Consider the following 13,048-nt stretch of genomic DNA (forward strand, 5'->3'; position numbering starts at 1 on the left):
CTCAAACAATTTATCATTGATACGATCGTAAGTGGAGATGGAGACGTACCATTATATCTCAAAATAGATGACGGAAATGCCGATGATAAAAGTGTCTTTGTAGAGAGATTAAAAGAATTTAAAAACCAGTGGACATTTGACGGAATCTGTGTAGCAGACAGTGCCTTGTACACAGCAGAAAATTTGTCAGCAATGGCAGGAATGAAATGGATAACAAGAGTACCATTAAGCATCAAATCAGCTCAAAATAAAATCTGCAACATTGAAGATAGTGACTGGGAAGACTCTCAAATAAAAGGCTATAAAATAGCAGCCCAAACGAGTGAGTATGCTGGCATCAAGCAAAGATGGCTAGTAATAGAAAGTGAAATCAGAAAGCAAGCAGATCTCAAAAAAATAGTAAAGCAAGTAGAGAAACAGTTAGAATCAGCCAAAGCCAAACTGCGTAAGCTATCCAGGCAAAAATTTGCTTGTATTTCCGATGCGGAAGCTGCCATAAAAAAGTTGTCAGAATCATGGAAATATCACCAGATAACAGAAATTAAATCCCAAGAAAAAACAGTTAAAGCAACAAAAAGCAATCTGAAAAAACTCGCTCGGACACAGACAAAAGTTTATCAAATTACGGGTGAAATAGAACCCCGAAATTCAGCGATTGAAGCGGAAAAAGTCAAAGCCGGGAGATTCATATTAGCCACAAATATCTTAGATGCTGAAGCAGTAACCAATCCACAGGTATTATCGGAATATAAAGCGCAGCAAAGTAATGAGAGAGGATTTAGATTTATCAAAGATCCGTTATTTTTTACTTCCAGCGTATTCGTGAAAAAGCCGGAGCGAGTTGAAGCAATCGGAATGATAATGGGACTGTGTTTGTTAGTATATAACCTGGCGCAAAGGAAATTGAGACAACAATTATCAGCTACCAACGAACGAGTGAAAAATCAGGTAAAGAAATTGACCGATAAGCCGACAATGCGCTGGATATTTCAGATGTTTCAGGCGGTACATTTAGTGACGATAAATGGAGCGAAGCAGGTCAGTAATTTAACCCAAGAGCGTCAAGATATCTTGCGGCATTTAGGAGAGTATTGCTGTCAATACTATTTAATATTTTCAAGTGAATAACGATTGAGATCGAGGTGTAGATATTTGTGAATAATTTTCATTAATTAGTCAAGACAATTTGCTCTTGACATAAGTTTTCTTGCTTCAAAATATGAGTGCTCAGGATAAAATAGCAACATGAATATATGAGAAAAAGTCAATTATTTCAACTAACTTAGTTTAGGTAAATTTGACAAGCTTCTGTAATGCTAAAACTGCATAATTTCATCCCAAAAGCGCTTCGCTTCCAAGTTTTCACAACTGATAAAAAAATCCGACCCACATCTGCGGAATGTGGGTTATAAGCTGCTGGCCCGTCGATCGTAGCATCTGCTTCGGCAATGAATTCGTCTAGGAAAAATAGGTAAGCCCACCAAGAAACTCTGGTTTCGGTACTGGTTCCGGTTTAGACGAGCGATCGCATTTTGCTATTTATCGCGCTACTAAAATTGCTTTGCTGCTATTCTTATCACTAAAAAAGCGACAGGTCAAAACCTGCCGCTAGCTGTATAAAGTCCGCCATGGCAGACTCTTAATTGCTATTTTTTACCGATCAGCAGAGCTCCGGGAAAGTAACTCAGAGCTTCACCAATTGCCAACGTACCGTTACTTTCTACCGCCTGATTTGTAATCGCATCTTTCCAAACCGACGGCATTTCCTCGGACAATTTCAAATTAGTATCTTTCCAGACTTCTTTGCCGAGCGGCATTTCTTCCGGTTTGACAATTCCCGCCAAAAACCGGGGAGCAATGACAATAGCTGTAGTATCTTCAAAGTTCCTGGCAAAGGCAACAATATTATCTTTTAACATACCCGCTGCTTGCAGGGGTCGATAGTCGCCTGATTTAAAAACTTGCAAGTATTTTTTTCTTGCTTCTAGCACTCTTGCCGTCAAAAACAACTTAATTCTAGCATCTTCCCGCGTCGCAATCAAATCTTCAACCAGTTGCAAAATATCCGTCTGAGCTTGCTCTTTAATTTCCTGCAAAACCTCGATTCTGCGAGCAAAATCAACGGGACGGCGGTTGTCCGGATCGACGTGACTTAAATCCCAGAATTCCGTGCCTTGATAAATGTCGGGAACGCCCGGAGCAGTAATTTTCAGCAGCGTTTGAGATAAAGAATTAAAAATTCCGTAAAGAGCTACTTTTTTCCAGAAAGGTGTAAATTTCTGGAGAAACTGATTTTGTTCGGAAGGTTCGAGAACGCTATCGACAAAGGTCATAAAACCAGTTTCGTAGTCGTTATCCGGTCTCAGCCAAGCTGTATAAACTTTGGCTTCGCGGACAGCTTTAATGACATAATCTTTCAGGCGATCGACATAATCCGTGTTTTCTATTCCCTCAAATGGAAAACTGCCGATCATAGTTTGGTACAAGAAGTATTCGTCATTAGTATCGGGAACCATTCGATTCACAAAGTTGACTTTCTTAGAAGAGTTTACCTCTCTCCAAGACCTGACTTGCTGTTCCCATTCATCGGGAAGTTCTGACAAAACGTTAATTCTAGCTCGCACATCTTCGCCGCGTTTGGTATCGTGGGTAGCTGTAGCATTCATTTTGTGCGGCCAAGCTGCTTGCTGCTGTTGGTTGAACTCGTGAAAATCCGCCAGCGGAACGCCGAACTGACTGGGGTTTCCTCCCACTTCGTTGAGGGATAAAAGGCGATAGTAGACGTATAAAAGCGTGTCTTCAACGCCTTTTGCCATCAAAGGCCCTGTCAACTGCTGGAGTTTCATGACAAAGTGCCGGCGCTGCTCTTTTTGTTCGGTTGTTAGGGTTTCTTCTTCTTCGAGCAACAGCACCGTTTCGATAAATTTAAGTTCCTTGAGGAGTCGCGGTACTTGTTCTTTGGCATGGGCGATCGCATATTTTACGTAAGTGCGATCGGACTCTCTCAAACCCTCTTGATTGATGTAAGTTCGGTACACTGGAAAAATTGTTAAAACAGCAGCCAGTGCTTTTTCCAAACCGGGACGAGTAAAGTCGTTTCCCTGTCTGGATTGACCGGAGATATTCTTCAATAGTTGAGCCAGATTGTCTACATCTCCCGCCAAATTTTTCTCAACAATCAGCCCTTTTTTATCTAAAAACAACTGTTCGTAGGGAACATTCAAGCGAGTAAATCTCTGATATATTTCGCTAAATTGCTGTTCGCGATCGCAGCGACAAAAAACGCCGTTTACGTAGTTCAAAAAGTCGTAGCCGCTCGTTCCCTCAATTGGCCAATATGAAGGCAAATCTTCTTCGTGTTCCAGAATCTTTTCAACAGTGATGTAAGTGTCTCCGGTTCTCTCCCGGAGGCGTTTCAAATATTCTGTCGGGTCGTACAGTCCGTCGATGTGGTCGATTCTCAATCCGGTAAACTTTCCCTCTTCAACCATGTCGAATATCAGAGCGTGGTTTTTGTGAAAAACTTTAATCTCTTCAACTTTTACGGAAATCAGTTCGTTGACTGTAAAAAACCTTCGGTAGTTAATTTCTTCGGCCCCCACTTTCCAGAAAGCCAGACGGTAAAACTGCTCGGAAAGCAACTCGTCCAGGAAATTAAAACTTTCGGCATTGCCCTTTTCTCCGTTAAAAAAATTGATATTTTCATCGATAAATTCCTGCACCATGGGATTTTGATTGTAGAGTTCCCACAGCAGTCCTTTGACAAAAGCTATCTGATCGTATCTGGCTTTACCTTTTGTTTCTGAAGGTGTATTTTTAATCAAATAAAGAATTCCCAAAAACTTGATAAAATCTGGATGGCGTCGGCCTAATTCTCTGGCTAAATGCCCCAAGTTATGACTGATAAATTTAGCATAAGATTCAATTTTTACTGGCAATTGTAAGCTATAATAATTGATAGTCAGCCCTATTTCGCTGTATTTGAGTTGAATCTCGCCATTTTCCAGACACTCTCCATAAAAATTCCCCAGCAACGGAGCCAGCACTCGACCTCTGAGATGTTCGTAAGCGTGATTCCATTCAATATCGAAGTAATCGAAATAGTCGGAATCCGGCCCGTGTTCCAATACGTCTAACAGCAGCAAGTTTTGAGTGTCGTAAGCCATGTGGTTGGGGACAATATCTTGCAGCCATCCCATGTTCCGTTTGTTGATTTCGTATGTGAGCGCTTCAAAGTTTTCTGATGTTCCCAATTCGGGATTGAGCTGATTTGAGTCAACGACATCGTATCCGTGACTGCTGCCTTTTCTGGCTTTAAATATCGGTGAAGCGTAAATGTCGGTAATTCCTAATTCTTCCAAATAGCTAAGAATTTGTTTGGCGGCTTCAAAGTTAAAACCTGCATGAAATTGAATCCGATAAGTTGCTGTGGGAATTCGCATCATGTTAATTTTACTCCTGGTTTTTTTTGTTTTCTCTTTTAATATAGGATGCAGAGCCTCCTGAACTGCATTCCCAGGCAGAGCCTGGGAACGAGAGAGGCTCTGCCTCCCGTTTCTTGTTCCTAGACTCTGCCTGGGAACGCGTGTATTTGAGGCTCTGCCTCGCGTTTTAATTACTGTAATTCATAGAGTGCGAAACTCTGCGGTTTAACGGTCAATTTTTGCTGTGAATTTATCTTTTCAGGCAAGCTAGAACCTGAACCCATCCATTTTTCATCAGCAGAGTCTAAAATTTTGTGACCGTTGCCTTGGGGAAGTGCAGCCGTAAAAGCTACATCTTGCCTGTTGAAGTTTAGAATGCAGAATATCTGGCTGTCATCTATCCAGCGACGTAGAAATAAGATTTTTTCCGCTTCAATGCTGGACACTTCTAGACTGTTTTTGTCGAGTTTTTTAAGGGCGGGTATTGTCCGCCGCAGTTGAATCAAATGTTGGTGCCATTCCCAAAGGATTTTGTGTTTGCCTTCGGTTTGTTTTTCCCAGTTTAACTTGCACTTTTGGAAACTATCAGGACTCTGGGGGTCTTGAAACTCGCCTCGCCCTTCAAAGATTTTAAATTCTTGTTGTTTGTCTTTGCGGATAGCTTCAATTAAGTTAGCGTCTGAGTGGGAAACGAAGTAAAAAAACGGTGCTTCTTCTCCGTATTCTTCTCCCATAAAAAAGAAGGGAATGTAGGGAGAAATTAAGACGGTGCCGGCTGCGAGTTTCAATCCTTCAAAGTCAACTATTTTGGATAGCCTGTCTCCCAAAATGCGGTTGCCGATTTGGTCGTGGGTTTGGGCAAACACCAGAAATTTATGGCCCGGTTCATCCTTAACAGAATTGCCGTGTTTCCGCTTTCTGTGGGGGGCGTACTGGCCGGAGTAAACAAAGCTTTCTTTGAAGGCTTTTTCTAAGTGTTCGCACTTGCCGAAATCTTGGTAGTATCGGTCGTTTTCTCCGGTGAGCAAGGCGTGCAGTGCATGGTGGAAATCATCGCACCATTGGGCGTCTAGTCCGAAGCCACCGAGTTCTTTGGGACGTACAGTGCGGACATCATTTAAGTCACTTTCGGCTATTAAGTAAAGTTTCCGTCCTAGTTCTTGGGAAATATCGGCTGTGGCATCAGATAATTCTTGTAAAAACGGTCTTGCACCTACTTCAAAGATTGCTTGAATTGCATCTAATCTCAGAGCGTCGATGTGATAGTCTCGAAACCAGTATAGGGCGTTTTCAAGAAAGTAGTTGCGCACGCCGTCGCTGTATGCGTCGTCGAAGTTGAGGGGATCTCCCCAAACTGAGCCGTATTTGGAGGTAAAGTAGGGGCCGAAGTCCCTGAGATAATTTCCTTCGGGGCCGAGGTGGTTGTAAACTACATCGAGAATTACTGAAATGCCGTGTTCGTGGCAAGCATTGACGAGTGTTTTGAAGCCTTCGGGACCGCCGTATGAGTTTTGAACGGCGTAGGGATATACGCCGTCGTATCCCCAGTTTCGCTCGCCGGGAAATTGGGCTACTGGCATTATTTCGATGGCGTTAATTCCCAATTCTTTGAGTCGGTTGAGCTGGGGAATTATTGCTTCAAATGTTCCGGCTTGGGTGAATGTGCCGACGTGCAGTTCGTAAATAATTATTTCGGCTAGCGGCACGCCTTGCCAATTTGTGTCAGTCCAAGTAAAGATATTTTCATCTATTACTTGCGACGGAGCGTGTACGCCTTGGGGTTGATATTTTGAGGCTGGGTCTGGTCGGTCGGTTTTTCCTTCGAGTTGGTAGGTGTAAAGGGTTCCTGGTTCGATGTCTGTAGCTGTGGTTTGCCAATAACCTTCTGCCGATTGTTGCAGGGGTATCAGGCGTTTTTTTGGGGAAACAATTTGGACTGCGATTTGTTTGAGGGTGGGCGCCCAAACGGTAAATTCACATTGGTTGTTGCCGAGGTAATTTGCTCCTATCTTCACTTTGAGTTGTTCTCCTTATAAAATAGGTTGGTGGTTCGATCGCCCGACGCGCTATCAAATGCTTTGCCTTTAACGTTCAGCGCCTGTTTAGACGGTAATATTACTTAATATAAGAAACAACTAACTTTAGATAGAGCCATCAAAGGCTAGAATTGTGTATGTGGCAAAAGTAGCGGTTGGTTATGTCTAAATTAGAGCCTGAATCTGCACGGGGGCGATCGCCAAATTAACGGCCTGCAAGCGTTAATATTTCTGGTTGATATCATGTCAAAAATCTACCTAAAGGTAGGTCAAAAATCAGCGCGAGTGTGGATTTTATGGTTATGGCTTTTGGACGGGAAATCTGCTGCAATCTCGACTCGGCGGAGTCTCGCGAGTGGTTGGTCACAAACGGGATCGGCGGTTACGCTAGCGGGACGATCGCCAATCTCCTCACCCGCCGCTATCACGGCTTGCTGGTAGCCGCCCTCAAACCCCCGCTGGGACGCACTTTGATGCTCGCCAAGCTGGACGAGACGGCTGTGTATAACGATCGCCCCTATCCGCTTTATACAAACCGCTGGGCCGACGGTACGATCGGACCTCACGGCTACAAATACGTCGAAAGCTTTCACCTCGAAGGCACGACGCCAGTTTGGAGGTTTGCTCTCGCCGACGCTATCCTGGAAAAGCGGATTTGGATGCAGCAAGGTGCTAACACAACATATATTCAATACCGCTTGCACCGCGCCTCACAACCGATCGCCCTCGCTGTCAAAGCCCTAGTCAACTACCGCGACTACCACCACACGACGAGCGCCGGCGACTGGCAGATGAGCCTAGAAACCTTGGAACGCGGGGTTTGCGTGACTGCATTTCCCAAGGCTGCACCCCTGTACCTGCTGACAGATGCCACACCAGAGGCCAAATTTCGAGTCTCTGCGCCCTTATACAATTGGCATTACGGATTGGATCTAGCAGCCGAAAAGCGCCGCGGATTGGATTGCTGCGAGGATCACTTGCACGCGGCGACTTTTCACATGACGATCGCACCGGGAAGTTCTCTCACATTGATAGCCAGCACCGAGAAAAATACCGAACTCAACGGCGGTAAAGCTTTAGAAGTGCGCCGCGCTTATGAGAGAGAACTGCTGCAAAACTGGTCAAAAGTGAGCGAATCTCCCGACTGGATCAATACCTTAGTGCTCGCCGCCGACCAATTTATCGTCAGCCGCCCGCTACCGGAGGAACCCGAAGGCAAAACGATCGTCGCCGGATATCCCTGGTTCAGTGACTGGGGACGGGATACGATGATTAGCTTGCCCGGTCTCACAATCTGTACCGGGCGATCGGAAATCGCGCGATCGATTTTGCGGACATTTGCGCGGTATGTCGATCGGGGGATGTTGCCAAACCGCTTTCCCGATGCCGGCGGCGCACCGGAATACAACACCGCAGACGCGACACTGTGGTACTTTGAGGCAATTCGCGCTTACTGCAAAGCCACCGGGGACGATCGACTTTTGAGCGAACTCTGGCCTGCGTTATGTGAGATTGTCGATTGGCACATCAAGGGAACTCGGTATAACATCCGCCTCGATCCCGATGACGGTTTAGTCTACGCGGGCGAAACCGGCGTGCAACTGACTTGGATGGACGCGAAAATCGGCGATTGGGTGGTGACGCCCCGGATTGGTAAGCCGATCGAACTCAGCGCGCTTTGGTACAATGCTATACAAGCAATGGCAAGTTTTGCTCGAAAATTGGGCAAGCCTCACTATGAATACGAGCAATTGGGCGATCGAACGGCCGCCGGATTTCCTCGCTTCTGGAACGCCTCAACCGGTTACTGTTACGACGTTCTCGACGGCCCCGACGGACAAGATAGCTCCCTGCGGCCCAACCAGATATTCGCCGTATCCCTGCCCCTAAACTCGATTTCTCCTCACTCCGCCAACTCCTTGTCAGCGGGGATGCGCCAGGAAACCCGCTATACACCGTTACTGACGCCCATCCAGCAGCGCGGCGTGGTTGACGCCTGCGCCCAACAGCTTCTAACTTCTGTCGGCCTCCGCAGCCTCTCGCCGCAGCACCCGCAGTATCGCGGCGCATACGGAGGCGACCAATTGCAGCGCGACAGCGCCTACCACCAGGGCACAGCTTGGGGCTGGCTGATTGGCCCGTTTGTCTTGGCGCACTTGCACGTATACAAAGACCCAGCACAAGCTCGCCAATTCCTTGAACCGATGGCACATCATATAATGGCCGGCGGAGTTGGCAGTCTGAGCGAAATTTTTGAGGGCGACGCCCCCCACTCGCCCCGAGGCTGCACGGCTCAAGCTTGGACTGTGGCTGAGGTGCTGCGTGCTTGGTTGGCAATTAATACTGTGGGTGTTTAAATGGGGAATGTTATGTTTGGTGGAAAAAGAGATTTATGGCATTATTATTAGCGGGCGATATTGGCGGAACTAAGACTATTTTACGCTTGGTGGAAAGGACTGTTAAGGGTGAAATGAACGCTCTTTACGAGTTTCGCTATCCGAGCGGGGAGTTCCCTGATTTAGTACCGATGGTGCGGCAGTTTTTGACGGAAGCTGCTATTAAGTTAAATTTTGCACCAGAACCTGAAAAAGCTTGTTTTGCGATCGCAGGCCCGGTGGTTAACAACACTGCAAAACTGACTAATTTGCCTTGGGTGCTGGATGCGAAGCGTCTGGAACAGGAATTAGGAATATCCCGCGTAAGTTTAATTAATGATTTTGTTGCGGTTGGCTACGGCGTTTGGGGTTTGGACGATCGAGATTTGCACACTTTGCAAGTAGGAAAACCCCGCGAACACGATCCAATTGCTGTGATTGGTGCGGGTACTGGTTTGGGAAATTGTTTTGCAATTCCCGAGGCAAATGGCATCAGAGTTTTTTCTTCGGAAGGGGGACACGGTGACTTTGCACCTCGCTCGGAGTTGGATTTTGAATTGCTGAAATATTTGTTAGCAAAACACGACATTCAAAGAATATCGATCGAGCGTGTGGTTTCGGGACAAGGGATTGTTTCAATTTACCAGTTTTTGCGGGACAGAAAGTTTGCTCCTGAATCATCGGAGGTAGGGGAAGTTATCAAAAAATGGGAGTCAGAAATCGGTAAAAGCGAGAAGACTGTCGATCCGGGGGCGACAATTGCACAGGCGGCACTCAAAAAGTGCGATCGGCTTTCGGAACAAACAATGCAAATGTTTGTAGAAGCCTACGGTGCAGTGGCAGGAAATCTGGCTGTGACACTTTTACCTTACGGCGGTTTGTACATAGCAGGCGGCATCGCTGCTAAAATTTTGCCGCTGATTATAGAAGGGGGTTTTATGCGAGCTTTTAGGCACAAAGGCCGGATGGATTCGCTGTTAGAAATGATGCCTGTTCGTCTTGTTTTGAATGATAATGTAGGGTTAATTGGAGCCGCAGTTTGTGCGGCCGGTCTTTAGGGGATTTCAAATATTTGGGGCGGGCAAGATGCCCACCCCACAAGCAATTTGTGCCACAGGCATCTTGCCTGTGGTATTAATTCCAGTTGCACTCAGACATGATAGGCAAGGACGGACACGGCAATGCCGTTTCCCTACCCCAAAATAATCATGAGCACGACCTGAGAGATGTAACCATCGCCAGATTAATTGTAGGGAAACGGCACTGCCGTGTCCTGACTGTGGGTAATATCAAATCTGTTGGCATCGGAATTATTCATCTCTCTTTTTTCTGACTCTGTGCTCTCTGCGTTCTCTGCGGTTTAATCATTAGATTCTCTCATCTTCAAAATCTTCTGTGCCGCACTTTCAGACACCGGCATCACCGATAACCGATTGCCTTTCCTCACCAGCAAAATCTCATCAGCGCTAAACTTTTGTTTCAGTTCATCCAAAGATATTAACTTAGCAAACTCCTCAACAAACTCCACTTTCACAGTTTGCCAGCGAGGCGCATCAAACTGCGATTTAGCATCATAATATTCGCTATTCATATCGAACTGAGTCGGGTCAGCAATCCCAGTTTCAACGACGCGCACCAACCCGACAATTCCGGGAATTTTAGTATTAGAATTGTAAAAAAATACTAAATCTCCCCGACTCATTTCTCGCAGAAAATTGCGAGCTTGATAGTTGCGAACGCCGTCCCAAGTACAAGTGCGATCGCCCTTCAAGTCCGCAATACTGTAAACATCCGGTTCCGACTTCATCAGCCAATAATTCATAGAATATCTTTCCGCTTCTGCAACCACAGAGTCAACATCAAATAAACGCAAATATGCACGCACAAAATACCCCAGTTCAAACCCAAGTTCTCCCACGTTGGATCGTAAACAGGAGTAGGCTCAAAGGGCTGAGGAAGTATGCTGCCGTCCGGTAATGTAGTAGGTGCGGGAACCATCCCATTCACATTAACTAAAGAGCCGTAAGCACCCACAGACCAGCGGCTTAACATCAACCAAGAAAACTTGCTCGCCGCACCTTCCATCTTAAACAACACTCCAGAAAAAATAATCTGAGGCAGCAATAATAGAGGCAAAGCGCTGTTAGCTTGAGAGCTATTTTTAACAATCGCGGAAACGACTAATCCGAGACTTATGCAGCTCATTAAAGTTAGGAATGTGGTAATACTTGCTCCCACAGGCCAGGAAATAAAACTCGGTTCGGGGGATTTAAAGGCACTCAGAATAACTCCTACTATTAACAGCGTTTGCAATACTGCCAAACCAGAAAGTATGAAAAACTTTGAACCCAAATAAGCAAACAATCCTAAATTTACCAAACGTTCGCGCAAATAAATAGCAGATTCTTTAACAATTTCTTGCAGAGAAGTTGCCAGTCCCACCCAAATAGCCGCGCAGGTAAATACAAACAAAACTCTGAGCGCCAAAGGTGCTAAAGTTGCCTCCGGCGCTCCAATTAACGGGTCTTTATCTCTGACGGCCAGCCGCAGCAAACTAATGCCGATCGGAGCCGTTAAAAGAGCTAAACTCAAGTTAACTAAGTCCCGCGAAATAAGCTGAAAATAGCGCTGGGCGAGCAAAAGGAGTTGTTTGACAAAAGATACAGATTTTGGCACAGAAGGTGCAGAGGGTGTTTTTCCACCGGGGTTGCCGATGCTGAAGTGGTTGACAATATAGCGCTGATAGTAGGGAGATTGTTTAAACTTTTCCGCCCAGATTAAAACGTTGTTTTCTCCTGTTTCTAATTCGTTGTAAATGTCTGCAAAATCGCCAGTTTTGACATCGAAAAAATCGAGCGCTTCCCTAGGCGGGCCGAAGTAACAGAGGCGTCCGCCGCGACCCATAAAAACGATACGATCGCACATCGTGATATTTGCCGTCGCGTGAGTCACCAGAATCACCGTCCGACCTTGATTTGCCAACTTTCGCAGCAGTTGCATCATCTTCTTATCCAAACCCGGATCGAGTCCTGAAGTCGGTTCGTCTAAAAAGAAAAGTTTCGGGTCTGCTAACAGTTCAACTCCGATACTGACCCGCTTCCGCTGTCCGCCGCTAAGTTGTTTTACTAAAGCCTTGCGGCGGTGAGTCATTTCAATATCTTCTAAAGTTTTTGCGACTACCTGATTGACATCTGTATCGGGAGGTAATCGCAATTTAGCTGCATAACTCAAGACTTCTTCTACTGTTAAATCTGCGTGAACAATATCATCTTGAGGCACGTAACCAATTTGATTGCGGTAAATATTGAAATTTTGGCGCAGGTTGTCGCCGTTGAGAAACACAGCGCCGTTAGTAGTTTTTTCAATACCTAAAAGCGTCCGCATTAAAGTAGATTTGCCAGCGCCGCTACCGCCGACTAAAGCTACAAACTGCCCCGGTTCGATCGCCAAAGTGATGCCATCCAAACGCTTCGGAATCACCAGACTGTCAGCATCCAAACGAATTTGATTGCCGGAGTCTTGCATCTCCAACTCACCGCTGCGGTAAGTTAGAGTAAACGGGCCGATCCGAATTGCATCTCCATCGGACAATTGTACGGAATTTGTGACTCGCTGACCGTTCACAAAAACCCCGTTAACGCTGTAGTCTCGCAAAATATAATTGCCGCGACTGTCTTGGTCAATTGTGGCGTGGCGTCTAGAAACAAGCGGCGCATCTAATTGCAGCGAAGCGTTTGGATCGCGACCCAACAAAACCGACCGATTCTTAAGAAGAATTGACTGCTTGCTAGGGACAGCAACCTGATTCGCCAGCGGATTAAAATAAGTCAGCAAAACTTGATTTTGAGGATCGAGACCGATTTTAATTTCTGTACCGTCTTTCAGACAATAACCGTCATTGGGAGTGATGCGAGTGCGATCGACAAATAAGCCATTAGTGCTCGGCCGCTGCCCGTCACCGTCGTAAATCCAGTAATTATCCCCAATTTGGCGCAAAACAGCGTGAACGCCCGAAACTGCGCGCCAGGGTTCGGGAATGACTAAATCAGCACGAGTGCGATCGCGCCCCAATACGTGCTGCTGCTGTTTTAACTCTAACTGTAAAACCTCCCCTTGATTGCTTAATACTAAATACGGTCGATCGCTTAAAGCAGTTATTTGTCCTATATTGCCGGTCATACTTCAATCGCGGTTTTTGCACTCACTTTTGTCA

General features: G+C 45.9%; 7 protein-coding genes. 3 read left to right on the plus strand and 4 right to left on the minus strand.

Translation table 11 applies throughout. The annotated features are described in order from the left end of the window. Nucleotides 1-1,128 (plus strand): IS1634 family transposase (locus QUA78_RS13490; RefSeq protein ID WP_333398863.1); only part of this gene is annotated, 1,128 nt, incomplete at its 5' end. Nucleotides 1,129-1,646: 518 nt separating this feature from the next. Here QUA78_RS13490 and treY read toward each other — a convergent pair. Beyond that, nucleotides 1,647-4,442, minus strand: a complete 2,796-nt coding sequence (treY, locus tag QUA78_RS13495; protein ID WP_333304072.1) for a malto-oligosyltrehalose synthase — start codon at nucleotides 4,440-4,442, stop codon at nucleotides 1,647-1,649. A 173-nt stretch (nucleotides 4,443-4,615) separates the two neighbouring features. After that, entirely contained in the window at nucleotides 4,616-6,439 is a 1,824-nt protein-coding gene (gene treZ / locus QUA78_RS13500; protein WP_333304070.1) for a malto-oligosyltrehalose trehalohydrolase, read from the minus strand. A gap of 317 nt (nucleotides 6,440-6,756) precedes the next feature. On the opposite strand from treZ, the gene QUA78_RS13505 reads away from it, so the two are divergent. Together QUA78_RS13505 and QUA78_RS13510 are read left to right on the plus strand one after the other, a co-directional pair. Further along, a complete protein-coding gene (locus QUA78_RS13505) occupies nucleotides 6,757-8,817 on the plus strand; it encodes an amylo-alpha-1,6-glucosidase (RefSeq protein WP_333304069.1) in 2,061 nt (686 codons plus the stop codon). Nucleotides 8,818-8,852: 35 nt separating this feature from the next. After that, nucleotides 8,853-9,893: a glucokinase gene (locus QUA78_RS13510; RefSeq protein WP_333304068.1), complete on the plus strand. Its 1,041-nt coding sequence runs from the start codon at nucleotides 8,853-8,855 to the stop codon at nucleotides 9,891-9,893. 302 nt (nucleotides 9,894-10,195) lie between these two features. Here the strand turns inward: QUA78_RS13510 and QUA78_RS13515 are convergent, their stop codons facing one another. Together QUA78_RS13515 and QUA78_RS13520 are read right to left on the minus strand one after the other, a co-directional pair. Continuing rightward, nucleotides 10,196-10,657, minus strand: coding sequence for an EVE domain-containing protein (locus tag QUA78_RS13515; protein ID WP_333304067.1), 462 nt, complete (start codon nucleotides 10,655-10,657; stop codon nucleotides 10,196-10,198). After that, nucleotides 10,654-13,014, minus strand: a complete 2,361-nt coding sequence (locus QUA78_RS13520) for an FHA domain-containing protein (protein ID WP_333304066.1) — start codon at nucleotides 13,012-13,014, stop codon at nucleotides 10,654-10,656. The genes QUA78_RS13515 and QUA78_RS13520 overlap by 4 nt, the downstream gene beginning before the upstream one ends. Nucleotides 13,015-13,048: the final 34 nt, after the last annotated feature.

The sequence above is a fragment of the Microcoleus sp. K4-B3 genome, from assembly GCF_036704615.1.
Taxonomy (GTDB): Bacteria; Cyanobacteriota; Cyanobacteriia; order Cyanobacteriales; family Microcoleaceae; genus Microcoleus.